This is a genomic window from Rhizobium sp. Leaf453 (assembly GCF_001425605.1).
In the GTDB taxonomy this organism is placed as follows: domain Bacteria; phylum Pseudomonadota; class Alphaproteobacteria; order Rhizobiales; family Rhizobiaceae; genus Pararhizobium.
The window spans coordinates 297,160-322,603 of the sequence record NZ_LMRG01000012.1 but is presented as its reverse complement, the minus strand read 5'-3'; the positions used below and the strand labels follow the sequence as shown (position 1 = coordinate 322,603).

Genomic DNA, 25,444 nt, shown 5'->3' with positions numbered 1-25,444 from the left:
TCTCTCCTCTGGCTTGCGGATGTCCTCCCCTCCGGCTGGAAGGGTCTCACGCTTAAGCTAGGGCGAGAAGATCGGATCGCAAGCGGTCGGGCCGCCCCTCGCCGAGCGCCGCATCGACCTCGGCATGCGTGCTTGTCCAGACGGGCAGCGCCTGAAACAGCAGCGCGTGTCCCGCAGGGGTCAACTTCATCCGCCGCAGCCGACGATCCTTGACGTCGGTCATGGTCACAACGAGTCCCCGCTTTTCCAGCGGCTTGAGTGCTGCCGTCAGGGTGGTGCGGTCCATGGCCAGCAGATGCGCAACCGGCCCCATGCCCGGCGGCTCCGGCCGATTGAGCGACATCAGCAGAGAGAATTGCCCATTCGTGAGGTCGAACGGGCGCAACGCATCGTCGAATTTCCGCGCCAAGGCCCGCGCCGCACGCTGCACATGCAGACACAGGCAGGTGTCCTTCACATGCAGGGTCGTTTCGAAAGGAATCACGATGGGCTTTGACATGACCGAATAATGTTGATATCAACCTATTTAGTCAACGGGAACGAAACGCGATTTCTTGAGGAGGAATGAACGATGTTGAGCAATCCGGTTGTATCGCGCGAGGAATGGCTCGAAGCCCGCAGGGCGCTGCTCGCCACCGAAAAGGAAGAGACGAAACTGCGCGACAAGATCCGCGCCGACCGGCAGGCCATGCCCTGGGTCAAGGTCGACAAGAGCTACACATTCGACACGCCCACTGGCAAGAAGACACTGGCAGACCTGTTCGATGGCCGCAGCCAGTTGATGATCTATCACTTCATGTTCGGCCCCGACTGGGACGCCGGCTGCCCGGGCTGCTCGTTCCTTGCCGATCATATCGACGGCACGCTTGCCCATCTCAATAATCACGACGTCACCTATGTCAACGTTTCGCGTGCGCCGCTCGACAAGATCGAGGCCTACAAGAAGCGCATGGGCTGGAAAGCTCCCTGGGTTTCCTCGTTCAACAGCGACTTCAATTTCGACTACCACGTCTCCTTCACCAAGGAAGAACTCGACAGCGGCTCGGTGTTCTACAATTTCCGCGAAACGCCGCGCGATCAGGCGCATGACGAGCTTCCCGGCATGAGCGCCTTCATTCGCGACGAGGCCGGCAATATCTACCACACCTATTCCGACTATGCCCGTGGCGGCGAGGAAATCCTCACCACGCTGATGATCCTCGACCGGGCGCCGAAGGGCCGCAACGAGACGGGCACGCTGAGCTTCGTCAAACGCCACGACGAATATGAAGAAGCGCCGAAAGCGCATTCCTGCTGCGCCTGATCCAGCCTGACCGGCAATCGCTTCAGAGAGGAGACCGTAGCGATGAAGGCAGACCTTGCGGAAGAACACCGCTGGCTGGAGCAGCTCGTGGGGAAATGGCGTCTCGTCTTCCATATGCCGGAAGGCAGCGATCACAGCGATTCGGGTGGCGACTGGCAGGAGACGGCGCGCTCGCTGAACGGAACCTGGGTCGTCTGTGAAACCACGGGCACTATGCCGGATGGCAGCTCGGCGACCAATATCCTGTCGCTGGGCTACGATCCGCTGAAAAAGCGCTACGTCGGATCCTTCGTCAGTTCCGCCATGACGAATCTCTGGGTTTACGAAGGCACGCTCGATGAGACCGGCAAGGTCTTGACACTCGACTGCGATGGCCCAGATTTCGGCAATACCGGGCGCACGGCCCGCTATCAGGACATCATGACCATCCGGGATGCGGACACGCGAAACTTTTCGTCCCGCGTCCAGACTGCTGACGGAACTTGGCAGCCAATCATGTCATGCGATTATCACCGGGTGTCGGCAGTCTGACGGTCTGTTTCCACGGCTGAACGTTTCAGCTGGGCGACCCCGGAAAAACACAAATGGAGGAATGACAATGAGCAAGGGACACGGCGCGTTCGTCTGGTACGAACTGATGACCACCGACACCGAGGCAGCCGAGGCATTCTATGATGACGTGGTCGGCTGGACCTCCGTCGATTCCGGAATGCCCGGCGCGAACTACACGCTGTTCAAGGCAGGCGACGCCCGCATTGCCGGGCTGATGACCATGCCGGAAAATGCCCTGAAAATGGACGTACCGCCGGCCTGGCTCGGCTATATCGGCGTCGATGATGTCGATGCCGCCGCCAAGAAGCTCGCCGAACTTGGCGGCACGGTACATCGCGAACCCGAGGACATCCCCGGCGTGGGACGCTTCGCCGTTGTCACGGACCCGCACGGCGCGGTCTTCGCGCTGTTTAAGGGCGATGGCGACGGCGAAATGCCGGAAATCTCGCAGATGGCGGACGGCAATGTCGGCTGGCACGAACTGATGGCCGGCGACCTCGACACCGATCTGGCCTTCTACCAGAAAATGTTCGGCTGGACGAAAGACCAGACCATTCCGATGGGCGAGATGGGGGACTACCAGTTGTTCGCCCATGATGGCGCACAGATCGGCGGCATGATGACCAAGTCTGCGGACATGCCCATGCCGCCATACTGGGGCTTCTATTTCAACGTCGCTGCGCTCGACGCCTCGATCGAACGGTCCAATGCCAAGGGCGGCAAGGTCGTCAACGGCCCGATGGAAGTGCCGGGTGGCGCCTGGGTCGTCAATTGTGTCGATCCGCAAGGCGCCTATTTCAATCTCGTCTCGATGAAACGCTGATCCGCCACGGCGCATCGGGACGGGCGCCGCCGTTTCGACGGCGGCGCTTTTTCTTGCCCTCCACATATCCCCGCCGCCGCGGTGCGGCTGGCTTGACGGGGTTGCGACGCGCGCTAGATTTCTCTTTCGAGTGCATGCCGGTTGATGAAAGCCAGCGGCGGGCGCGCCCCTTCCCTATTTGTATCGCAGAGATTTCGTTGTTCCCGCTGTTCGACGCCGCCGACATAGACCACCAAAAACGCCTGGAAGCCCTCGAGGCCTACGACATTCTCGACACGCAACCGGAGCCGGAATTCGACGATATCGTTCTTGTCGCGTCCGTGCTCTGCAAGACGCCGGTCGCGCTCGTCAGCCTGGTCGAGGTCGGGCGCCAGTGGTTCAAGGCCCGCATCGGTTTTGAAGCCTGCGAAACGCCAATCGGACAATCCGTCTGCGCGAATGCCCTCGGCAATCCCGACATCCTGGTTATCCCGGACCTGACGCAGGACGCGCGCACGCGCACCAATACCTTGGTGACCGACGCCCCGCATATCCGCTTCTATGCCGGTGCGCCCCTGATCGTGCCGGATGGCACCATCATCGGCACGCTCTGTGTCATCGATACGGTGACACGGCCGCAAGGCCTGGATGAAGCACAGACGAAAGCGCTGGAAGCCCTGGCGCGGCAGGTCGTTCTATTGCTTGAGGCGCGTCGCGTGTCCCGCCGCAAGGACGAACTGTTCAAGCGACAGAAATCGATCGCCGCCAGCATCCGCTCCAGCGCCAGCAAAACGCTGGCGGCCCAGGAGGCCGGCCGCATCGGGACTTTCGAGGTGGATATCGCGACCGGTAACCTGAAGGGATCGGCCGAATTCTACCGCATCTTCAACGTACCATCTGCGGAATCCTATCCGGCAAAGACGTTCGAGGCCATGGTCCTGCCGGAAGACCAGGCGTTGCGCTCGAACACGGCGAACCGCGAAGAGGGCAATGCCGATCCGGATGTGGAGTACCGTATCCTGACACCACAACACGGGGTCCGATGGATCGCCCGCCACGCCACCTTTGAACATGACGACGATGGCAAGCCCGTTCGCATGCTCGGCACGGTCCAGGACATCACCGCGCAGAAGCGCTCGCTTGCCCGCACCGGAGCCCTGCTCGATCTCGAAGACCGGTTGCGGGACCTCGATGAAATCGAATCCATCGCGCTCGTCGCCTCCGATCTCATGGCCAAGGCGCTGGATGCCACCCGGGCCGGTTTCGGCATCGTCGATATCGTGGCCGAAACAGTCATGATGCAGCCGGAATGGCGGGCACCGGACATCCAAAGCCTCGCCGGCCTCCACCATTTCCGCGCCTATGGCACGTTCATCGAGGACCTGAAGCAAGGAAAACCGGTGATCATCACCGACGTTCTGACGGACCCGCGCACCCAAGCCAATGCCAAGGCGCTCATCGATATCGGCATTCGGGTCCTCGTCAACCTGCCGATCTTCGACCATGGCAAGTTCAGCCTCGTCGTCTTCGTCCATCACAACCGTCCCTATGAATGGAGCGATGAAGAGATTTCCTTCATCCGCAGCTTCGGCAACCGCATCCAGAGCGCGCTTGCCCGCCTGCAGGCGGAATCGGACCAGCATCTTCTCAACCACGAAATCGGCCATCGCCTGAAGAACACGTTCGCCATGGTCCAGGCGATCGCATCGCAGACGCTCAGGCATGTGACCGAACGCGATCATGTCTCCAATTTCGAAAAGAGGCTGCAGGCGCTGAGCACGGCCCATGACGCCCTGCTCGTTCAAAACTGGACCGGCGCGGATGTCGCGGCACTTGTGGCCAGCAGTATCGAGACACTCGGCATGTCCGAACGGTTCGATATCTCCGGCCCGGCCTTCACCTTCGGCCCGAGGAGCAGCCTCTCGCTTTCGCTTGTCCTGCATGAGCTGGCAACCAACGCGGTGAAATACGGGTCGCTATCCAGCCCCACCGGTCGCGTGTCGATCGATTGGTCGATCGATGGCGTGGGCAACGAGGGCAACTTCCGTCTCCGGTGGACAGAAGAAGGCGGCCCGCCCGCCACCGAACCGGCGCGCAAGGGCTTCGGCTCGCGCCTGATAAATATGGGTCTGACCGGAACCGGCGACGTTGTCGCGAGTTACCGGCATTCAGGGTTCATGGTGGAAATGACTGCCGTTCTCTCCCAGCTCCAGCAGGCGAAGTAAATCATGGCGCAGTCCACACCCATCAACAAACGTATCGTCCTCGTCGTCGAGGACGAACCGTTGCTGCGCATGATGGCGGTCGACCTTGTCGAGGATGCGGGCTTCGAGGTGGTTGAGGCCGCCAACGCCGATGAGGCCGTCAAGATTCTGGAAGCGCGCACCGATATCCGCATCGTCTTCACTGATATCGACATGCCCGGCAGCATCGACGGCATGATGCTCGCCGCGGCCGTGCGCGACCGCTGGCCGCCGATCGAGATCATCATCACATCAGGGCACCGGCAGATCTCCGATCTGGACCTACCGGAACGAAGCGTCTTCTTTCCCAAACCCTACGACAGCAGCAAGGTGGCCGCCACCCTGCAGAGGATGGCGCGGCACTGACTGGAAAACATGGGAGACTAATCGTGCCGCAACTCAACACCATCGAAGTCATCACCCTGTTCGTCGATGATATCGGCACGTCAAAGAGCTTCTACCAAAATATCTTTGAGCCCGAGATCGTCTATGAAGACCCCGTCTCCGCCGTCATGACATTCGGCGGTATCATGGTGAACCTGCTTCAGGCGACCGAAGCGCCCGAACTGGTGACCCCGCTATCGGTCGCGCCATCGTCTTCGGGCTCCCGCATCCTGTTGACCATCCGGGTCGAGGATGTGAACGCCACCCACGCCGACCTGATCGAGCGAGGCGTGACCTTCCTGAACGGCCCGATCGACCGCCCGTGGGGCCGCCGTACTGCCGCCTTTGCCGATCCGTCTGGGCATGCCTGGGAAATTGCCCAGGAATTGAGCTAGGCGATTGAACTTTCAGCAGAGTGAGCATGCTGCAACATAGCGACGGGAAATGAATCTTCCCGTCGGGAATTCCGCCTTGCAATCTCCCTTTGCATTGCACAAAATCTTCCCAAGGATGGCAAAGACCCATCATCGAGGGGAAAAAGATCCGCATGGCGATCAAGGCAAGTATCTATCATCTGACGCATTACAAGTATGACAAGCCCGTTCGACTCGGCCCCCAGATCATCCGGCTGAAGCCCGCCGCCCATTCCAAGACCAAGGTGATCAGCCACTCGCTGAAAGTGACGCCGGCAAACCATTTCGTCACGCTGCAGCAGGATCCCTACGGCAACTACCTCTCCCGCTACGTCTTCCCCGATCCCGTCACCGAACTGAAGATCGAGGTCGATCTCGTCGCGGACATGACGGTCTACAATCCCTTCGACTTCTTCATCGAGGAGGAAGCCGAGACATTCCCGTTCAAATATCCGGAAGACATCCGCGACGACCTGAAGATCTACATGCAGCCGGAGCCGATGAGCCCGGCGCTGAAGGCCTATATCGACACGATCGACCTGACGCCGACCCGCACGATCGATTTCATCGTCGGCCTCAATGCCCGCCTGCAGCAGAAGGTCAATTACGTCATCCGTATGGAGCCCGGCGTCCAGACGCCGGAGGAGACCCTGCAACTGGCCCTCGGCTCCTGCCGCGATTCCAGCTGGCTGCTGGTGCAGATCCTGCGCAATCTCGGCCTCGCTGCCCGCTTCGTCTCTGGTTACCTCATCCAACTCGCCCCTGACCTGAAGGCGCTTGATGGCCCCTCCGGCACCGAGGTGGATTTCACCGACCTGCATGCCTGGTGCGAGGTTTACATCCCCGGCGCCGGCTGGGTCGGGCTTGATCCAACGTCCGGGCTTCTGACCGGCGAAAGTCATATCCCGCTCGCCGCCACGCCGCATTATCGCAACGCCGCCCCGATCTCGGGTGGCCTCTACGGCGATGCCAACACGACCTTCGACTTCGAGATGAAGGTGTCGCGGGTTGCCGAACATCCGCGCATCACCAAGCCGTTTTCGGAAGAAAGCTGGGAAGCGCTGAACGCGCTCGGCGAACACGTCGACACGGTGCTGAACGGCGCAGACGTGCGCCTGACAATGGGCGGCGAGCCGACCTTCGTTTCCATCGACGATTTCGAATCGGAGGAATGGAATACCGGCGCCGTCGGCCCGACCAAGCGCGACAAGGCTGACGAACTGATCCGTCGGCTGCGCGAGCGCTTCGCCCCCGGCGGCTTCCTGCATTACGGCCAGGGCAAGTGGTATCCGGGCGAAAGCCTGCCGCGCTGGACCTTCTCGCTCTACTGGCGCAAGGACGGCAAGCCGATCTGGCATGATCCGGCCCTGATCGCCGCCGAGGGCCAGGATACCAAGGTCACTGACAAGGAAGCCGACGCGCTTCTGACCGGCATCGCCACGGAACTCGGCATCGAGCCCGACATGATCATCCCTGCCTTCGAGGATCCAGCCGAATGGATCATCAAGGAAGGCAGCCTGCCGGAAAACGTCGACCCCTCCAACTCCAAGCTCGAAAGCCCGGAAGAACGCGCCCGCATTGCCAAGGTGTTTGAGCGCGGCCTGACGACGCCGACCGGTTACATCCTCCCGGTTCAGGCCTGGAATGCCAAGGCTGACGGTCGCCGCTGGGTCAGCGAGCGCTGGCGCACGCGCCGCGGCAAGATATTTCTCATCCCGGGCGACAGCCCGATCGGCTTCCGCATGCCGCTGGGCACTCTTCCCTATGTGCCGCCGTCGCAATATCCCTATATCCATCAGGCCGACCCCTCCATTCCGCGCGAACCGCTGCCGGATTACAGCGCGCCGGCAAGGGCGATGGCGGAGGCCTCGCGCAAGGCGAGCGAACCGCAACAGGATCGCAACGAACAAAACATTTCGGGTTCCGCCGGTGACATCCGTGGCGCCGTGCGCACAGCCATGAGCGTCGAGCCGCGCGACGGCCGCCTCTGCGTCTTCATGCCGCCCGTCGAACGCATCGAGGATTATCTCGACCTGATCGCCGCCGCCGAGCAGGCTGCCGCCAATCTCGGCCTGCCCATCCATATCGAGGGTTACTCCCCGCCACAGGACGAGCGCATCAACGTCATGCGCGTCGCGCCCGATCCAGGCGTCATCGAGGTCAACATCCATCCGGCCTCCAATTGGGCCGATTGCGTTGCCATTACCACGGCGATCTACGAGGAAGCCCGCTTCACCCGCCTCGGCGCCGACAAGTTCATGATCGACGGACGCCACACCGGCACCGGCGGCGGCAACCATGTCGTGGTCGGCGGCCAGAACCCCAACAACAGCCCATTCCTGCGCCGGCCGGACCTCTTGAAGAGCCTTGTGCTTCACTGGCAGCGGCATCCGTCGATGTCCTACCTGTTCTCCGGCATGTTCATCGGCCCGACCAGCCAGGCGCCGCGCGTCGACGAGGCGCGGCATGACACGCTGTACGAACTCGAAATCGCCATGGCGCAGGTGCCACTGCCCGGCATGGCGCAGGCGCCCCTGCCCTGGATGGTCGACCGCCTGTTCCGCAATCTTTTGACCGACGTCACAGGCAACACGCACCGCTCGGAAATCTGTATCGACAAGCTGTTTTCGCCGGATGGCCCGACAGGGCGGCTGGGGCTTGTCGAGTTCCGCGGCTTCGAAATGCCGCCGAATGCCCGCATGAGCCTGGCCCAGCAGGTGCTGGTCCGCGCCATCATCGCCCGCTATTGGCAAAACCCGGCCGAAGGCAAGCTGGTGCGCTGGGGCACGACGCTGCATGATCGCTTCATGCTGCCGCATTTCCTCTGGCAGGATTTCCTCGACCTCCTGAACGACCTGCGCGCCAATGGCTTCGACCTGAAACCGGAATGGTTCGAGGCACAGCTCGAATTCCGCTTCCCGTTCTGCGGCGAGGTCGAATACGAGGGTGCCAAGCTGGAACTGCGACAGGCGCTCGAACCCTGGCATGTCATGGGCGAGGAAGGCGCGCCCGGCGGCACGGTGCGTTATGTCGACAGCTCCGTGGAGCGCTTGCAGGTCAAGCTCGAAACTGCCAATCCGGAGCGCTACACCGTCGCCTGCAACGGCCGTGCGCTGCCGCTGACCAAGACCGGTGTCAACGGTGTTTCCGTTGCCGGTATCCGCTACAAAGCCTGGCAGCCGGTGTCGGGTTTGCATCCCAGTTTGCCGGTTAACACACCGCTTACATTCGACATTTATGATACATGGTCGAAGCGTTCGATCGGCGGGTGCATCTATCATGTTGCCCACCCCGGCGGGCGCAGCTACGACACTTTCCCGGTGAACGGCAATGAGGCGGAAGCCCGCAGACTGGCACGCTTCGAACCGTGGGGTCACACTGCAGGCGCTTACGCTCTTGTTGCGGAAACACCATCAGCAGAATTTCCGCTGACGCTCGACCTTCGGCGTCCGCCAGGAGTGTAAAGACGTAAATGTCCAAGAAGCAGACGGCGGAAGCGACGCGCAGGGAAAACCGGACCGGAAACGATCCGGTTTTTGGCTATCGTGCGCTTCCCGGCATTGCCGATGAAATGCTGGATACGCACGGCAATGTCCGGCCGGTCTGGCAGCATTTTCTCTCCGCCATCGGCCGTATGGACGAAACGGAGCTTTCCAACCGCTTCGCCCGCGCCGACCGTTACCTGCGCGATGCCGGCGTCTTCTACCGCGCCTATGGCACGAAGGAGAATTCGGAACGCAGCTGGCCGCTCTCCCATGTCCCCGTCCTGATCGACGACAATGAATGGCAGGCCGTTTCCAAAGGCCTCGTCCAGCGCGCCGAACTCTTGGAGCGCATCGCCGCCGACATCTATGGGCCGAACCGGCTGGTCGCCGAAGGTTTCCTGCCGCCCTCGTTGGTCGCCTCCAATCCCGAATTCTTGCGCCCTATGGTCGGCGTCCTGCCGGCTGACGGTCATTTCCTGCATTTCATTTCCTTCGAGATCGGTCGCGGGCCGGATGGCAACTGGTGGGTCCTGTCCGATCGCACGGAAGCGCCCTCCGGCGCCGGCTTTGCGCTGGAAAACCGAGTCGCCACGACCCGCGCCTTTTCGGACCTTTATGCGGAAACCCATGTCCATCGCCTTGCCGGCTTCTTCGGCGCCTTCCGCGATACGCTGCAGGCGCGCAAGAAGCATCCCGATGACCGCATCGCCGTCCTGACACCGGGTGTTGCCAACGAAACCTATTTCGAGCACGCCTATATCGCTCGTTACCTCGGCTTCATGCTGCTGGAGGGCGAGGATCTGACCGTCGTCGATGGTCGGGTGATGGTGCGCACCGTCGCCGGCCTCAAGCCTGTCGGCGTCCTGTGGCGCCGTCTCGATGCCGCCTTCGCCGATCCGCTGGAACTCAACCAGGGTTCGCATATCGGCACGCCTGGTATCGTCGAGGCACTGCGGTCGGGGTCCGTGTCGATCGTCAATTCGCTCGGCTCCGGCATTCTGGAAACCCGCGCCTTCCTCGCCTTCTTACCGAACATCTGCCGACATCTTCTGGGCGAGGATCAACTGCTGCCGAGCATCGCCACCTGGTGGTGCGGCCAGCAGCCGGAGCGCGATCAGGTCGCCGGCAATATCGAGAAGATGGTCATCGGCCCCGCCTATTCCACCCGCCCTTTCTTCGACGACAACGGCCAGTCCGTTCTCGGCTCGTCGCTGCGCGAGACGGCCAAGACCTCGGTCGCCGACTGGCTCCTGACCGATGGCCCGAAACTCGTCGGCCAGGAAGTCGTGACGCTGTCCACCACGCCGGCCTGGGTCAATGGCAAGCTGACGCCGCGGCCGATGAGCCTGCGGGTCTATGCGGCCCGCACCCGTGACGGCTGGCAGGTCATGCCCGGCGGTTTCGCCCGCATCGGCTCCGGCGCCGACGCAGCGGCGATCGCCATGCAGGCGGGCGGCTCGGCCGCCGATGTCTGGATCGTCAGCCAAAAGCCCGTCGAACGCTCGACGCTGCTTCCCGCCGAAGAAAGCTTCATCCGCATCATGCCTGGCAGCCTGCCGAGCCGTGCGGCCGACAATCTTTTCTGGCTTGGCCGCTATATCGAGCGGGCCGAAGGCGCGCTTCGCATCCTGCGCGCCTGGCACGGCCGTTACGCCGAATCCGCCAACCGCAAAAATCCGCTGCTGAAGGATATCAGCGACTATCTGGCCAATCTCGATATCGATACGAAGCAGGCCGTTCCGGACAGCCTGATCCAGAACATCAACAGCGCGCTGTTTTCCGCCAGCAATATCCGCGACCGCTTCTCCGCCGATGGTTGGCTGGCGCTGAACGACCTCGCCAAGACCGCCCGGAAATTCCAGTCGACGGTGCAGGCCGGTGACGACGCCACTCATGCCATGACCATTCTACTGCGCAAGCTCGCGGGCTTCGCCGGTCTGGTCCATGAAAACATGTATCGCTTCACCGGCTGGCGCTTCCTGTCGATCGGCCGTTATCTTGAACGCGGCCTGCACATGACCCGCCTGCTCGGCCATCTCTCCGGCGAGAACGCCCCCGACGGTGCCTATGACATGCTGCTCGAAATCGGCGACAGCGTCATGACCCACCGCCGTCGCTACAACGTCAACACCGCCTCGCTGACCGTCACCGACCTGCTGGCGCTCGACCCGCTCAACCCCCGCTCGGTTCTCTACCAGCTGAACGAGATCAAGACGGAAGTGGAGCAACTGCCGAAGGCCTTCAACAACGGCCAGATGTCACCGTTCTATCGGGAGGCCATGCGCCTGCATGCCGGCCTTGCGGTCATGACGCCCGAGGCCATGGACGCATCGGTCTACAACCGTCTGGAGCAGGAGCTTGGACGGTTCTCGGATATCCTCGCGCAAACCTATCTCGGATAAGATATGCCGAATCGCCTGCGCCGGATGTGAGAGACCATGCTCTACGATATCAATCTGCGGATCACCTATACATACGAAGTTCCGGTTTCCGGCGGTCGGCACATCGTCCGCGTATTGCCGGTCTCGCTTCCCGAGCGCCAGCGGCTGGTCGCCGGTACGGTCACGTGCACACCGACGCCGGAAGAGCGAACCGACGCCGTCGACTTCTTCGCCAATCCATCGACCTCGATCCTGTTCCGCAAACCGCATGAAAAATTGGTCATCCGCATGCAGGCGCGTATCCAGCTCGACGCGCAGGCCCTGACGGCGGATTTTTCGCCGGATCTTGACGGCTTTCCCGCCGATATTGCCAGTGTCTGGTCACTCGATGCCAATTCGCCGCATCATTTCCTGGGCGCCAGCCCGCGCCTGCCGGACGACCCAGCCATCGCTGCCTATGCCCGCTCGATCGCCAAGCCAGACATGACCGTCCGCCAGATCGCCACCGCCATCTGCGAGCGCATCCACAAAGATTTCACCTACGATCCGAAGGCAACGACAGTCGATACGACGCCGCGCGAGGCCTTCAAGCTGAAACGGGGCGTCTGCCAGGACTTTACCCATGTGATGATAACAGCCCTGCGCAGCCTCGGCATTCCCGCCGGCTATGTCAGCGGCTTCCTCCGGACCATCCCGCCGCCGGGCAAGGAGCGCCTCGAAGGCGCCGACGCCATGCATGCCTGGGTGCGTTTCTGGTGCGGATCGACCTCCGGCTGGCTGGAACTCGACCCCACCAACAATATTTTTGCCGGTCTCGATCATATCGTCGTCGGCCATGGCCGCGACTACAGCGATGTCGCACCCGTCATCGGCGTCCTGAAAAGCTACGGATCGCACAAGACGGAACAGGCCGTGGACGTCATTCCGCTGCAGTGACCCAAAACGGGACCACTGGAGTCCCCCTTTCGAACAACTTTTTCATCGCCAGACGTCCGATCAGCGAACGCGGCCTTCACGCGTATGGCTGGAGGCTTCGAAAAGCGCATGAAATGGCGAACGGGCATGCCATCAGCCATCGAATGCTCCAGAAAGAAACAGCATGCCTCCCTCTCGACATCGAGAAAACGCCGACAAACCGGGCCGATTCCTTCCGTAATTCCGCGATTACATAAAATCCGACATATCGTCAAAACCGACTGGTAAGACTCGTCGCGTAAGAATGATCTCATTGGAAAATGACTTTCTAGAGTAGATCAAATGGCAACTCGTTCGACCTTCTTTCAGCTTTGTGACAAACTCCTCGCAGACCGCTCCGGCAATTTCGCGATCATGACTGCGATCGCCCTTCCCGTCGTGATTGTGGCGGCAGGTTCCGCCGTCGATTACACGGTTGCCACCACCGAGAAAACCAGACTTCAGGAAGTGGCCGACTCGGCCGTTCTCGCCGGCGGCGCCGTCTTTGACGGAACCAATTTTGCCGCGGCTGAAGCCGTCACGGTCCACTATATCAAGGGCCAGGTTAATACCGCGACCGATGAGGAAATCACGGAAGACAAGGCTCTGGCCAACAAGGTGAAATACAAGGTCACGGCAAGCGATAAGACGTTGAAGGTCGTATTGCAGAAGTCGGTGCCGACAAGCCTGATGCAGATCGCCAATATCGATACCGTGGATGTCGGAGTCACGGCATCGGCTCTCTCCCCGATGAAACCGGAAAAGATCACGTTTACGCCGACCAAGGCACAAGGCTGGTACTTCAAGAAAATCTCCGTACTCGTCCTGCGCAAGGGCGCAACGACGGAAGAACTGCTCGGAACCGTCATCTATCAGCCGACCACTCAGACCAATGGCGGCCAGGGCACCTATGTCGCCAATCCCGCCGGAACGATCGATCTCGGCAAGTACACCAATCTCGCGCTACGCATGGATATCAAGAATGATGGTTGCGATATCGGCTACAAGGCGACGGTCAAGAACAGCGCCGTGAGTTGCGCGAAAAACAACGGCGCTTCCTACAAGAGCTACAACGCCGTCCTGCGCACGGACGATCCGAACACCAGCAATCATCTGTTCGTCGATGGCAAGCAGGTTCCGGTTGGCGTGAAGGCGTCGCTGGAAAAATACTTCGGTTGCGCCAAGAAGCAGGAGCATGCCTGGGAAGACGGCGGCGGCTGGGACCGCCAGGACTTCTTCTACACGGTCACCGCCACATGCGGTGCCGACGGTAGCTTTGTCCGCCTGACAAAGTAGCCTGACCAAATCGGAACACTGATTCAAAGCCGCTCCCGTCCGTCTGGTGGGTGCGGCTTTGCCAATTGCGCGATCGCAAGTTCGGGCGATGAGATCGCGTTGCGAAAACGATTACGGAATCAATGGCATCGCCACGCATTTAAGCGTAAAGACATATACTGCCGGGCATTGCCGTCAGTGCCGCGCGGTACCCTCGCCGATTGTCCCTTTCGGATTTGAAACCGCAATGACCATGCGGCCCCGCGGCAATTTTCATCTTATTGAAAACACTATTGCAAGCGCTTCGTATCGGTGCATAAATCGCTCATATGCCCCGTTGGTGTTCGGCCTCCGGTCTCCCAAACCGATAGAAGGTAACCCAGATTCTATGATCGATCGTTTGTCCAACGAAAGTATCCCGAGCGCGGCGCCACGCGCCTCAAACTCCGAAACCCTGGCCAAGGAAATCATCGAACGCCTCACCTACCGCATCGGCAAGGACCCCAAGGTCGCCAAGCCGCACGACTGGCTGACGGCTGCCATTCTGGTCGTTCGCGACCGGATCACCGACAACTGGATGGAATCGACGCGCAAGACCTACGCGACCGATGCCAAGCGCGTCTATTATCTATCGCTCGAATTCCTGATCGGCCGCCTGATGCGTGACGCCGTCACCAATATCGGCCTGATGGATGAGTTGCGGGAAGCTCTCAACTCCTTCGGCGTCGACATCGACGTCATCGCCACGCTGGAGCCGGACGCAGCACTCGGCAACGGTGGCCTTGGCCGTCTTGCCGCCTGTTTCATGGAATCGATGGCCACGGTCGACATCCCCGCCTATGGCTACGGCATCCGCTACGTCCACGGTCTCTTCCGCCAGCAGATGGCCGACGGCTGGCAGGTGGAACTGCCGGAGACTTGGCTTGCCCACGGCAATCCGTGGGAATTCGAACGCCGCGAAAGCTCCTACGAGATCGGCTTCGGCGGCTCTGTCGAAACCGTCAATGTCGATGAAGAGGTGACCCGCTACGTCTGGAAGCCGGCCGAGCGCGTCATCGCCACGGCCTGCGATACGCCGGTGGTCGGCTGGCGTGCCAAGCGCGTCAACACGCTGCGCCTGTGGACCGCCCATCCGATCGATCCGATCCTGCTCGACGCCTTCAACGCCGGGGACCATATCGGCGCGTTGCGCGAAAGCAACAAGGCCGAAAGCCTTGCCCGCGTCCTCTATCCGGCCGATGCAACGCCGGCCGGCCAGGAATTGCGCCTGCGCCAGGAGTTCTTCTTCTCCTCGGCCTCGCTACAGGACATCCTTCGCCGCCACCTGCAGCAATATCCGGACTTCACCTCGCTGCCGGACAAGGTCGCGATCCAGCTCAACGACACCCATCCGGCGGTTTCCGTCGCCGAACTGGTGCGCCTGCTGACCGACGTCCATGGCATCGATTTTGAAGGCGCCTGGGACATCGCGCGCCGGACCTTCTCCTATACCAACCATACGCTTCTGCCCGAAGCGCTCGAAACATGGCCGGTTCCGCTGTTCGAACGACTGCTGCCGCGTCACATGCAGATCGTCTATGCGATCAACGCCAAGATTCTGCTCGAAGCCCGCAAGCAGAAGGCACACACTGACGAGGAAGTCCGCAACATTTCCCTGATCGACGAGAGCGGCGACCGCCGTGTTCGTATGGGCAATCTGGCTTTTGTCGGATCGCACTCGATCAACGGCGTTTCCGCCCTACATACCGAACTCATGAAGGAAACCGTGTTTGCCGACCTGCATCGGCTCTACCCGAACCGGATCAACAACAAGACCAACGGCATTACCCCGCGCCGCTGGCTGATGCAATGCAATCCGGATCTTGTCACGCTGATCCGCGGCGCCATCGGCGACGAATTCATGGACAATACCGAGGCGCTGCAGGCCCTCGATACCTTTGCCGACAAGCCGGATTTCCAGGAACAGTTCGCCGCCATCAAGCGCGCCAACAAGGTGAAGCTCGCCCAACTGGTCCAGAGCCGGATGGGCATCCGCCTCGATCCGTCGGCAATGTTCGACATCCAGATCAAGCGCATCCACGAATACAAGCGCCAGCTCCTCAACATCATCGAGGCGATTTCGCTGTATGACCAGATCCGCTCGCGTCCCGAGCTGGATTGGGTTCCGCGTGTCAAACTGTTCGCCGGCAAGGCGGCGCCGAGCTATCACAACGCCAAGCTGATCATCAAGCTCGCCAATGACGTCGCCAAGGTCATCAACAATGACCCCTCCGTCCACGGCCTGCTGAAGATCGTCTTCATCCCCAACTACAACGTCTCGCTTGCCGAAATCATGGTTCCGGCGGCCGACCTGTCGGAACAGATTTCGACCGCCGGCATGGAAGCGTCGGGAACCGGGAACATGAAGTTCGCGTTGAACGGTGCGCTTACCATCGGTACGCTGGATGGCGCGAACGTGGAAATGCGCGACTGGGTCGGCGAGGAAAACATAAAAATCTTCGGAATGACGGCGGAGGAAGTCACCAAGGTGCGCGCCGAGGGTCACAATCCCCGCGCCATCATCGAGCAGTCGAAGGAATTGTCCCAGGCGCTCGCGGCCATCTCCTCCGGTGTTTTCTCGCCCGACGATCGAAACCGCTTCACCGGCCTGGTGGACGGCCTGTATAATCATGACTGGTTCATGGTCGCTGCCGACTTCGATGCCTATAGCAAGGCACAACGCGAAGTCGACGCGCTCTGGACCGATACGGCCAGCTGGTATTCCAAGACCATCCGCAACACCGCGCGCATGGGCTGGTTCTCCTCCGACCGTACAATCCGGCAATATGCCGGGGAAATCTGGAGAGCCGGATGACATTAGTGCCGAAAGACGCCACGCCTACCGTTCCGCCAGCCAGTCTGTCGGCGGAAGAGATTGCGGCGATCCTCGCTGGCACTCATACCAATCCGTTTGCCGCCCTCGGCGTTCATGCCGCAGGCAAGGAGTTCGTCGCCCGCTGCTTCATTCCGGGCGCCGAAGCCGTCATCGCCGAAACATTGACTGGCAAGGACATCGGCACGCTGACACGGCGTGACGATGCCGGCTTCTTCGAAGGCCCGGTCGCGCTCAAGAAGATCCAGCCGGTTCGCTACCGCGCCAGCAATGGCGGCGGCGAGTGGACCGTTACCGATCCCTACAGCTTCGGCCCGGTCCTCGGGCCGATGGATGATTATTACATCCGCGAGGGCTCGCATCTCAGGCTCTTCGACAAGATGGGCGCGCATCCGCTCAAGCATGATGGCGCCGACGGTTTCCATTTTGCCGTCTGGGCACCGAATGCCAAGCGCGTCTCGGTGGTCGGCGATTTCAACAACTGGGATGGACGCCGCCATGTGATGCGGCTGCGCCAGGATACCGGCATCTGGGAAATCTTCCTGCCGGACATCCAGCCGGGTGCGATCTACAAATACGAGGTCGTCGGCAAGAACGGCGAGGTTCTGCCACTCAAGGCCGACCCCTTTGCCCGCCGTTCGGAACTGCGCCCGAAAAACGCCTCGATGACGACAGGTGAAATCGAGCAGGTCTGGCAGGACGATGCGCATCGCGCCCATTGGGCCAGCGTCGATGCCCGCCGCCAACCGATCTCGATTTACGAGGTGCATGCCGCGTCCTGGCAGTTGCGCGATGACGGTACCATGCTGTCCTGGGACGAACTGGCCGAACGCCTGATCCCCTACTGCGTCGACATGGGCTTCACCCATATCGAGTTCCTGCCGATCACCGAATATCCGTTCGATCCGTCCTGGGGCTACCAGACGACCGGCCTCTATTCGCCGACCGCCCGCTTCGGCGAGCCGGAAGGTTTTGCCCGCTTCGTCAACGGCGCCCACAAGGTCGGTATCGGCGTCATCCTCGATTGGGTGCCGGCCCATTTCCCGACCGATGCCCACGGCCTGCGTTGGTTCGACGGCACCGCACTTTACGAGCATGAGGATCCCCGTCAGGGCTATCACCCCGACTGGAACACCGCGATCTACAATTTCGGCCGGGCCGAAGTGTTCTCCTACCTCGTCAACAATGCGCTCTACTGGGCGGAAAAATTCCATCTGGACGGTTTGCGCGTCGATGCCGTCGCCTCGATGCTCTACCTCGACTATTCGCGCAAGCATGGCGAATGGGTGCCGAACGAATATGGCGGCAACGAGAACCTGGACACCGTCCGCTTCCTGCAGACGATGAACAAGGAAGTCTATGGCAGCCATCCCGGCATCATCACGATCGCCGAGGAATCCACCTCCTGGCCGAAGGTCTCGCATCCGGTTCATGCCGGCGGCCTCGGCTTCGGCTTCAAGTGGAACATGGGCTTCATGCATGACACGCTGCAATATTTCCAGCGCGAGCCGATCCACCGCAAGCACCACCACAACGACCTGACCTTCGGCCTGCTCTATGCCTTCAGCGAGAATTTCGTACTTCCGCTGTCCCATGACGAAGTGGTCCACGGCAAGGGTGCTCTGATCGCCAAGATGTCCGGCGACGACTGGCAGAAGTTCGCCAATCTCCGAGCCTATTACGGCTTCATGTGGGGTTATCCCGGCAAGAAGCTGCTGTTCATGGGCCAGGAATTCGCCCAGTGGCGCGAATGGTCGGAAGATCGCTCGCTCGACTGGAACCTGCTCGAATATCCCATGCACGAAGGCATGCGCCGGCTGGTGCGTGATCTCAACGGCACCTACCGCAGCAAGGCTGCCCTGCATGCCCGCGACTGTGAAGGCGAAGGCTTCGAATGGCTGATCGCCGACGACCGTGAAAACTCCGTCTTTGCTTGGCTGCGCAAGGCACCGGGCGAGAAGACGGTTGCCGTCATCAGCAATTTCACGCCGGTCTACCGCGAAAACTACACGATACCGCTGCCCGTGGAGGGACGGTGGAAGGAAATCTTGAACAGCGACGCCGAGATTTATGGCGGCAGTGGAAAGGGCAACGGCGGCGCCGTGCAGGCGACAAAAAACAGCTCGGGTGTGATTACGGCAACCATCACCTTGCCGCCTCTGGCGACATTGATGCTGGAGCAGGATTAGCGCACTTTTGGGCGGTCCGGAGGGTCCGCCCAAATGTACGTCAGAAAAAATATTGGGAGCGGAGGCCATCGGAAGATGCCGGTCAAGCCGCTCCGGGGAACCATACTATCGGGAGGAAAAATCAATGGAAAAACGCTCGCAACCCCTCGCCCGTGACGCAATGGCCTATGTCCTTGCGGGCGGACGCGGAAGCCGCCTCAAGGAACTGACAGACCGTCGCGCCAAGCCCGCGGTCTATTTCGGCGGCAAGGCCCGCATCATCGATTTCGCACTGTCGAACGCGCTGAATTCCGGTATCCGCCGCATCGGCGTCGCCACTCAATACAAGGCGCACTCGCTGATCCGCCACCTGCAGCGCGGCTGGAACTTCTTCCGCCCGGAACGAAACGAAAGCTTCGACATCCTGCCCGCCTCCCAGCGCGTCTCGGAGACGCAATGGTATGAAGGCACGGCCGACGCCGTCTACCAGAACATCGACATCATCGAGGATCATGGCGTCGAATACATGGTCATCCTCGCCGGCGACCACATCTACAAGATGGACTATGAACTCATGCTCCAGCAGCATGTGGATTCCGGCGCCGACGTTACCATCGGCTGCCTGGAAGTGCCGCGCATGGAAGCGACCGGCTTCGGCGTCATGCATGTCGACGAAAAGGACCAGATCATCGCCTTCGTCGAAAAGCCCGCCGATCCGCCGGGCATTCCCGGTAATCCGGAAATGGCCTTGGCGTCGATGGGCATCTACGTGTTCCACACCAAGTTCCTCATGGACATCCTGCGCAAGGATGCCGCCGACCCATCGTCCTCGCGCGACTTCGGCAAGGACATCATTCCCTATATCGTCCAGCACGGCAAAGCCGTCGCCCACCGGTTCAATCAGTCCTGCGTCCGTTCCGATTTCGAGAGTGAAGCCTACTGGCGCGACGTCGGCACGATCGATGCCTACTGGCAGGCCAATATCGACTTGACCCATGTGACGCCGGAACTCGACATTTACGACAGCACATGGCCGATCTGGACGTTCGCGGAAATCAAGCCGCCGGCAAAATTCGTCCATGACGACGAAAACCGCCGTGGTTCCGCCATCTCGTCCCTCGTCTCGGGCGATTGCATCATCTCCGGCGCGACGCTCAACAGGAGCATGCTGTTCACCGGCGTCCGTGTGAACTCCTACTCCCGTCTCGAAGGCGCGGTGATCCTGCCGAACGTCAAGATCGAGCGGCACGCACAGTTGAAGAATGTCGTCATCGACAGCCGTGTCGTCATCCCCGAAGGCCTTGTTGTTGGTGAAGATCCGGAAATGGACGCCAAGCGCTTCCGCCGCTCGGAAAATGGCATCTGCCTGATCACCCAGGCGATGATCGACAAGCTGGGCATGTAAGATGGAAGTGCTGTCCGTCGCATCGGAAGTCTTTCCGCTGATCAAGACAGGGGGTCTCGCCGACGTGGCGGGCGCCCTGCCGGCGGCATTGAAGCCGCACGGCATCCGCATGCGCACGCTTATGCCGGGTTATCCGGTGGTGATGCAGAAGATCAAGAAGCCGGAGAAAATCGGCAGCTTCGAAAACCTGTTCGGCCACCCCGCCTCCATCCTTTCGGCCGTTCATGACGGCATCGACATTCTCGTGCTCGATGCGCCGGAACTATTCGACCGTGACGGCGGCCCGTATGTCGATCGCGCCGGCATCGACTATCCCGACAATTTCCGCCGGTTCGCGGCCCTGTCGCTGACAGCAGCCGAGATTGCCGGCGGCATGCTGCCAAGCTGGAAACCGGACCTCGTCCATGTCCATGACTGGCAGGCAGCGCTCACCCCGGTCTACATGCGCTTTGGCCCAGCCCATGCCATGCCGGTGGTGCTGACCATTCACAACATCGCCTTCCAGGGCCAGTTCGGCCCGCAGGTCTTCCCGGAACTGGCGCTGCCGCGCGAAGCCTTCTCGGTGAACTATGTTGAGTATTTCGGCGATGTCGGCTTCCTGAAAGGCGGGTTGCAGACGGCCAATGCCATTACCACCGTCAGCCCCTCCTATGCCCAGGAAATCCTCACACCTGAATTTGGCATGGGCTTCGAAGGCCTGCTCAATGCCCGCATCACCAACCTGTCGGGCATCGTCAACGGCATTGACGCCGCCGTCTGGGATCCGCAGACCGATACCAACATCGCTGCCAACTACAGTGCAAGTTCGCTGAAGAAGCGCGAGGTCAACCGCAAGGCGCTGTCCGAGCATTTCGGCTTCGATGAAGCGCCCGGCCCGATCTTCTGCGTCGTCAGCCGCCTGACCTGGCAAAAGGGCATGGACGTTCTGGCCGAGGTGATCGACGACATCGTCGACAATGGCGGCAAACTCGCCGTGCTCGGCTCCGGCGATCCGGCACTGGAATCCGCCTTCCGCACCGCCGCCGCCCGCCATCCCGGCCGTGTCGGCCTAGTCGTCGGCTACAACGAACCCCTGTCGCACCTGATGCAGGCCGGCTCCGACGCCATCCTCATCCCCTCCCGCTTCGAGCCCTGCGGCCTCACTCAGCTCTACGGCCTGCGCTATGGCTGCGTGCCGATCGTCGCCCATACCGGCGGCCTCGCCGATACCATCATCGATGCCAATGAGGCGGCACTCGCCGCCAAGGTCGCCACCGGCTTCCAGTTCTCGCCGGTCTCCGCCGCCAGCCTGCGCCAGGCGCTCAGGCGGGCGTTCAATGTTTACCGGCAACCGAAAGTCTGGGCTCGCCTGCAGGCCCAGGGCATGAAATCAGACGTTTCCTGGGATATGAGCGCGCAGCGTTATGCCGATCTCTATTCCAGTCTTCTTGCGAAAGGCTAAGGACCATGATCAGAACCGTTCAGACCACCCCCTATATGGACCAGAAGCCGGGCACATCCGGCCTGCGCAAGAAGGTGCCGGTCTTCCAGCAGAAGAACTATGCCGAAAACTTCATCCAGTCGATCTTCAACAGCCTGGACGGGTTCAAGGGCGATACGCTGGTGATCGGCGGCGACGGCCGCTATTACAATCGCGAAGTCATCCAGATCGCCATCAAGATGGCGGCCGCCAACGGTTTCGGCCGCGTGCTGGTTGGCCGTGGCGGCATCCTCTCGACGCCGGCCGCCTCCAATGTCATCCGCAAGTACAAGGCCTTCGGCGGCATCGTGCTGTCGGCCAGCCACAATCCCGGCGGCCCGACCGAAGACTTCGGCATCAAGTACAATATCGCCAATGGCGGCCCGGCGCCTGAAAAGGTCACCGACGCCATCTATGCCGGAACCCGCACGATCGAGACCTACAAGATCGCCGAGGTCGCCGACGTCAATCTCGACAGCGAAGGCAGCCAGACCGTCGCCGGCATGGAGGTCGTGGTCATCGATCCCGTCGCCGATTATGCCGAACTGATGGAAAAGCTGTTCGACTTCAAGGCGATCCGCAACCTGATCGGCGGCGGCTTCCGCATCGTCTTCGACGCCATGAGCGCGGTCACCGGCCCCTATGCCAAGGAAATCCTCGAAAACCGCCTGGGCGCTGCCAAGGGCTCGGTGCTTAACTTCATTCCGCTGCCCGATTTCGGCGGTCACCATCCCGACCCGAACCTCGTCCATGCCCGCGCGCTCTATGAAGAGATGATGGGCGACGACGCGCCGGATTTCGGCGCCGCCTCCGATGGCGATGGCGACCGCAACCTGATCATCGGCAAGGGCATCTTCATCACCCCCTCCGACAGTCTCGCCATGCTCGCCGCCAATGCGACGCTGGCGCCGGGTTACTCCAAGGGTCTTGCCGGCATCGCCCGCTCGATGCCGACCAGTGCCGCCGCCGACAAGGTCGCCGAAAAACTCGGCATCGGCATGTACGAAACCCCGACCGGCTGGAAGTTCTTCGGCAACCTGATGGATGACGGCCGCGTCACCATCTGCGGCGAGGAAAGTGCCGGCACCGGCTCCAACCATGTCCGCGAAAAAGACGGCCTCTGGGCGGTCCTGCTCTGGCTCAACATCCTCGCCGTGCGCATGGAAAGCGTCCAGGATATCGCCCGCCAGCACTGGACGACCTTCGGCCGCAACTACTATTCGCGCCACGATTATGAAGAGGTCGATTCCGACGCCGCCAACGGCCTGATGAGCGCGCTGCGCGACCAGCTCGCCACCCTGCCGGGCAAGAGCTTCGGCAAACTCAAGGTCGCCACCGCGGACGACTTCTCCTATAACGACCCGGTCGACAAGTCGGTCAGCAACAACCAGGGCATCCGCATCCTGTTCGAAGGCGGCTCCCGCGTCGTCTTCCGCCTGTCTGGCACCGGCACATCCGGCGCAACGCTGCGCGTCTATATCGAACGCTACGAGCCCGACGCCTCAAAGCACGATACCGAAACACAGGAAGCGCTCGCCGACCTCATCGCCGTCGCCGACGAGATCGCCGGCATCAAGTCCCGCACCGGCCGCACGGAGCCGAGCGTTATTACCTGAGCGAACGGGTACCGGCAGAAAAAAAAGCAAGGGGCGCGGCGCCGCCGCGCCTCAGCTTTCAGACAAACCGGGAAGCCGGTTGTTTGACGCCAGCCGCTCCCCACTCTCCGTCATCCTCGGGCTCGACCCGAGGATCCATCGACCCGGCGCCTGTTGGGTCAAAAGACTCTTTGAAATCAGGAATTTGAACTGTCTGATTTCCTGTAACGAGCACAGGAGTATAGGACGGATGGTAACAAGGAACGTCTCGGGTAACCTGAAAAGCCGGCAAGGTGAAGTAACATGCTGACATTTTCAAAAGCGCGCCGGCTGGCTGAGACATGGGTTGAAGTGACCTGCGGTAAGGAAGTCGAGCTCATTCGAGACGCGGCGATTGCCAAGCCGTATGGATGGGTTTTCTTCTATCAATCCAGCGCCCATCTGCGCGATCCCGACGACTTTTCCAGCGCACTGATCGGAAATTCTCCGTTTCTGATCGACCGTGACAGCGGAGAAATCAAGGTCTTCGGGATGGCGCGCGATACAGCCTTCTACCTGAAGGAATTCGAATCCACCCTCCCACCCGGGCAGATTTACAGGAAGCCCGAGCAACCAATCTGGTCCTGACCCGCCATAATCAACCCGCCTTCCCCACCGGCCAGGTCGACAGCGCCTGCTCGGCGACCGCCGTCAGCGTCTCGCGGCTGAAGCCCGCCTTCGCCTGAACCGCGATGCCATGCGTCACGGCGAGCACGAAAGCGGCAAGCGTCGCAGGGCTGGCGGTCTCGTCCAAGTCACCCTCGGCCTTGGCCCGCTCAAGCCGCTCACGAAGCTGCATCTCGGCTTCCGCCCGCGCCTCGATTAGGGCCTGGCGTATTGATTCCGCATCGTCCGATCCCGCCAGCACGCCGTTGATGATGAAACAACCCGTATGTTCGGGAAACCGCGTGTTGAGATCGACGGCGTTGGTCAGGATATGCGCGACGACATCGCGCGCCACCGACATTTCCAGCGCCTCCGGCAGATAATGCAGATGCCGCTCGTAATAGCGGGCAAGGGCCTTGCGGAACAAGGCTTCCTTGTTGCCAAAGGCGGAATAGAGCGCCGGCCGCTCGACGCCGGCCGCCTCCGTCAGGTCGGCATAGGACGTGCCCTCATAGCCCTTGCGCCAGAACACGCAGAGCACTCCGTCGAGTGCTTTTTCCACGTCGAATTCACGATGGCGTCCCATCAGCTTGCTCCGAAATTTTTCATAACGACCGTTATTAAACCACTTGACAGCAAATGTCCATATTCATAACGTTCGTTACAGTAACGATCGTTACAAAATTGACGTCCGCCAAAACCGGCGGATTGCGCACGTTTTTGAAAGGAAAATCCCATGTCAGATATGCTCAAGGGCAAGGTCGCCCTCGTCACCGGCGGTTCGCGCGGCTTGGGTGCTGCCACCGCGCACGCACTCGCCGCCCACGGCGCCGATGTGGCAATCAGCTACGCAGCTTCTGCCGAAAAGGCGGACGCGGTCGTGAAGTCGCTGAAGGCCAAGGGCGTTCGCGCCATCGCCATCAAGAGCGACCAAGCCGACCTTTCCACCGCCAAGCCGCTGATCGACAAAGTCATCGCCGAATTCGGCAAGCTCGATATCCTCGTCAACAATGCCGGCATCGCCATCCAGGGACATCTGGTGGATGATCCCAATCTCGATCACGAGGCCTATAACCGCCAGTGGCAGGTCAACGTCCTCGGCTCGATCGCCAACACGCGCGCCGCAGCCCCGAAGCTGACGGATGGCGGCCGGATCATCTTCGTCGGCTCTTTGCTCGGCTCCTACGTCCCCTTCCCCGGCGTCGCCGACTACACCGGCACGAAATGGGCGCTGGCCGGCTATGCCAAGGGCATCGCCCGCGATCTCGGACCGCGCAACATCACCGTCAACATCGTCCAGCCGGGCATCATGCCGACGGACATGGCTGCCGAAGTCTCCGGCGAACTGCCGAACCGCGACGCCATCCTCGACATGCACCCGATCCGCCGCATCGCGACGCTTGAGGAAGTGGCCGAAACCATCTCGTTCCTTGCCGGTCCGCATGCCGGCTACATCAACGGCGAAGCCATCAACATCGCCGGCGGGCTGGGCATCTGAGCGTGAACAC

Annotated in this window: 19 protein-coding genes; 17 read left to right on the top strand and 2 right to left on the bottom strand. The window is 61.2% G+C overall.

Annotated features, from left to right (window positions below):
* Positions 1 to 52: 52 nt before the first annotated feature.
* A complete protein-coding gene (locus tag ASG68_RS15020) occupies positions 53 to 499 on the bottom strand; it encodes a MarR family winged helix-turn-helix transcriptional regulator (RefSeq protein WP_062583962.1) in 447 nt (148 codons plus the stop codon).
* 75 nt (positions 500 to 574) lie between these two features.
* On the opposite strand from ASG68_RS15020, the gene ASG68_RS15015 reads away from it, so the two are divergent.
* The 16 genes from ASG68_RS15015 to ASG68_RS14940 all read left to right on the top strand — a co-directional run bounded on the left by ASG68_RS15015 (position 575) and on the right by ASG68_RS14940 (position 23,918).
* Complete coding sequence (locus tag ASG68_RS15015; RefSeq protein ID WP_062584055.1) at positions 575 to 1,303, top strand: DUF899 domain-containing protein; 729 nt, start codon at positions 575 to 577, stop codon at positions 1,301 to 1,303.
* A 42-nt stretch (positions 1,304 to 1,345) separates the two neighbouring features.
* Positions 1,346 to 1,834: a DUF1579 domain-containing protein gene (locus ASG68_RS15010; protein WP_062583961.1), complete on the top strand. Its 489-nt coding sequence runs from the start codon at positions 1,346 to 1,348 to the stop codon at positions 1,832 to 1,834.
* Positions 1,835 to 1,901: 67 nt separating this feature from the next.
* On the top strand, positions 1,902 to 2,678 hold the full coding sequence (locus ASG68_RS15005) for a VOC family protein (RefSeq protein ID WP_062583960.1): 777 nt from the start codon (positions 1,902 to 1,904) through the stop codon (positions 2,676 to 2,678).
* A gap of 197 nt (positions 2,679 to 2,875) precedes the next feature.
* Positions 2,876 to 4,882 (top strand): GAF domain-containing protein, encoded by a 2,007-nt coding sequence (locus ASG68_RS15000; protein WP_062583959.1) that lies wholly within the window; start codon positions 2,876 to 2,878, stop codon positions 4,880 to 4,882.
* 3 nt (positions 4,883 to 4,885) lie between these two features.
* Complete coding sequence (locus ASG68_RS14995) at positions 4,886 to 5,266, top strand: response regulator (protein WP_062583958.1); 381 nt, start codon at positions 4,886 to 4,888, stop codon at positions 5,264 to 5,266.
* Positions 5,267 to 5,286: 20 nt separating this feature from the next.
* The gene (locus ASG68_RS14990) at positions 5,287 to 5,679 is read left to right on the top strand and encodes a VOC family protein (RefSeq protein WP_062583957.1); all 393 of its coding nucleotides are present in this window, start codon (positions 5,287 to 5,289) and stop codon (positions 5,677 to 5,679) included.
* A gap of 152 nt (positions 5,680 to 5,831) precedes the next feature.
* A complete protein-coding gene (locus ASG68_RS14985; RefSeq protein WP_062583956.1) occupies positions 5,832 to 9,161 on the top strand; it encodes a DUF2126 domain-containing protein in 3,330 nt (1,109 codons plus the stop codon).
* 8 nt (positions 9,162 to 9,169) lie between these two features.
* Positions 9,170 to 11,584 (top strand): circularly permuted type 2 ATP-grasp protein, encoded by a 2,415-nt coding sequence (locus tag ASG68_RS14980; RefSeq protein WP_062583955.1) that lies wholly within the window; start codon positions 9,170 to 9,172, stop codon positions 11,582 to 11,584.
* 36 nt (positions 11,585 to 11,620) lie between these two features.
* The gene (locus tag ASG68_RS14975) at positions 11,621 to 12,499 is read left to right on the top strand and encodes a transglutaminase family protein (protein WP_062583954.1); all 879 of its coding nucleotides are present in this window, start codon (positions 11,621 to 11,623) and stop codon (positions 12,497 to 12,499) included.
* A 321-nt stretch (positions 12,500 to 12,820) separates the two neighbouring features.
* Positions 12,821 to 13,813, top strand: a complete 993-nt coding sequence (locus tag ASG68_RS14970) for a TadE/TadG family type IV pilus assembly protein (protein ID WP_062583953.1) — start codon at positions 12,821 to 12,823, stop codon at positions 13,811 to 13,813.
* Positions 13,814 to 14,180: 367 nt separating this feature from the next.
* The gene (locus ASG68_RS14965; protein WP_113105461.1) at positions 14,181 to 16,646 is read left to right on the top strand and encodes a glycogen/starch/alpha-glucan phosphorylase; all 2,466 of its coding nucleotides are present in this window, start codon (positions 14,181 to 14,183) and stop codon (positions 16,644 to 16,646) included.
* Complete coding sequence (gene glgB, locus ASG68_RS14960; RefSeq protein WP_062583952.1) at positions 16,643 to 18,853, top strand: 1,4-alpha-glucan branching protein GlgB; 2,211 nt, start codon at positions 16,643 to 16,645, stop codon at positions 18,851 to 18,853. Before ASG68_RS14965 ends, glgB begins: the two co-directional genes overlap by 4 nt.
* Positions 18,854 to 18,977: 124 nt before the next feature.
* A complete protein-coding gene (glgC, locus tag ASG68_RS14955) occupies positions 18,978 to 20,237 on the top strand; it encodes a glucose-1-phosphate adenylyltransferase (protein WP_062583951.1) in 1,260 nt (419 codons plus the stop codon).
* Between the two features lies 1 nt (position 20,238).
* The gene (glgA, locus tag ASG68_RS14950; RefSeq protein WP_062583950.1) at positions 20,239 to 21,678 is read left to right on the top strand and encodes a glycogen synthase GlgA; all 1,440 of its coding nucleotides are present in this window, start codon (positions 20,239 to 20,241) and stop codon (positions 21,676 to 21,678) included.
* Between the two features lie 5 nt (positions 21,679 to 21,683).
* A complete protein-coding gene (locus ASG68_RS14945; RefSeq protein WP_062583949.1) occupies positions 21,684 to 23,312 on the top strand; it encodes an alpha-D-glucose phosphate-specific phosphoglucomutase in 1,629 nt (542 codons plus the stop codon).
* Between the two features lie 282 nt (positions 23,313 to 23,594).
* Entirely contained in the window at positions 23,595 to 23,918 is a 324-nt protein-coding gene (locus ASG68_RS14940) for a YrhB domain-containing protein (protein ID WP_062583948.1), read from the top strand.
* A 10-nt stretch (positions 23,919 to 23,928) separates the two neighbouring features.
* Here ASG68_RS14940 and ASG68_RS14935 read toward each other — a convergent pair whose 3' ends face one another.
* On the bottom strand, positions 23,929 to 24,522 hold the full coding sequence (locus ASG68_RS14935; protein WP_062583947.1) for a TetR/AcrR family transcriptional regulator: 594 nt from the start codon (positions 24,520 to 24,522) through the stop codon (positions 23,929 to 23,931).
* 150 nt (positions 24,523 to 24,672) lie between these two features.
* On the opposite strand from ASG68_RS14935, the gene ASG68_RS14930 reads away from it, so the two are divergent.
* The gene (locus ASG68_RS14930; RefSeq protein ID WP_062583946.1) at positions 24,673 to 25,434 is read left to right on the top strand and encodes an SDR family NAD(P)-dependent oxidoreductase; all 762 of its coding nucleotides are present in this window, start codon (positions 24,673 to 24,675) and stop codon (positions 25,432 to 25,434) included.
* The last annotated feature ends 10 nt before the right edge of the window (positions 25,435 to 25,444 follow it).

What these genes read in the sequence shown, in the direction of transcription:
- ASG68_RS14935 (WP_062583947.1), bottom strand. Translation starts at nt 24,522, where the DNA reads ATGGGACGCCATCGTGAATTCGACGTGGAAAAAGCACTCGACGGAGTG.
- ASG68_RS14975 (WP_062583954.1), top strand. Translation starts at nt 11,621, where the DNA reads ATGCTCTACGATATCAATCTGCGGATCACCTATACATACGAAGTTCCG.
- ASG68_RS14940 (WP_062583948.1), top strand. Translation starts at nt 23,595, where the DNA reads ATGCTGACATTTTCAAAAGCGCGCCGGCTGGCTGAGACATGGGTTGAA.
- ASG68_RS15010 (WP_062583961.1), top strand. Translation starts at nt 1,346, where the DNA reads ATGAAGGCAGACCTTGCGGAAGAACACCGCTGGCTGGAGCAGCTCGTG.
- ASG68_RS14995 (WP_062583958.1), top strand. Translation starts at nt 4,886, where the DNA reads ATGGCGCAGTCCACACCCATCAACAAACGTATCGTCCTCGTCGTCGAG.
- ASG68_RS15020 (WP_062583962.1), bottom strand. Translation starts at nt 499, where the DNA reads ATGTCAAAGCCCATCGTGATTCCTTTCGAAACGACCCTGCATGTGAAG.
- ASG68_RS14980 (WP_062583955.1), top strand. Translation starts at nt 9,170, where the DNA reads ATGTCCAAGAAGCAGACGGCGGAAGCGACGCGCAGGGAAAACCGGACC.
- glgB (WP_062583952.1), top strand. Translation starts at nt 16,643, where the DNA reads ATGACATTAGTGCCGAAAGACGCCACGCCTACCGTTCCGCCAGCCAGT.
- ASG68_RS14945 (WP_062583949.1), top strand. Translation starts at nt 21,684, where the DNA reads ATGATCAGAACCGTTCAGACCACCCCCTATATGGACCAGAAGCCGGGC.
- ASG68_RS15005 (WP_062583960.1), top strand. Translation starts at nt 1,902, where the DNA reads ATGAGCAAGGGACACGGCGCGTTCGTCTGGTACGAACTGATGACCACC.
- ASG68_RS14965 (WP_113105461.1), top strand. Translation starts at nt 14,181, where the DNA reads ATGATCGATCGTTTGTCCAACGAAAGTATCCCGAGCGCGGCGCCACGC.
- glgA (WP_062583950.1), top strand. Translation starts at nt 20,239, where the DNA reads ATGGAAGTGCTGTCCGTCGCATCGGAAGTCTTTCCGCTGATCAAGACA.
- ASG68_RS14970 (WP_062583953.1), top strand. Translation starts at nt 12,821, where the DNA reads ATGGCAACTCGTTCGACCTTCTTTCAGCTTTGTGACAAACTCCTCGCA.
- glgC (WP_062583951.1), top strand. Translation starts at nt 18,978, where the DNA reads ATGGAAAAACGCTCGCAACCCCTCGCCCGTGACGCAATGGCCTATGTC.
- ASG68_RS14930 (WP_062583946.1), top strand. Translation starts at nt 24,673, where the DNA reads ATGTCAGATATGCTCAAGGGCAAGGTCGCCCTCGTCACCGGCGGTTCG.
- ASG68_RS14985 (WP_062583956.1), top strand. Translation starts at nt 5,832, where the DNA reads ATGGCGATCAAGGCAAGTATCTATCATCTGACGCATTACAAGTATGAC.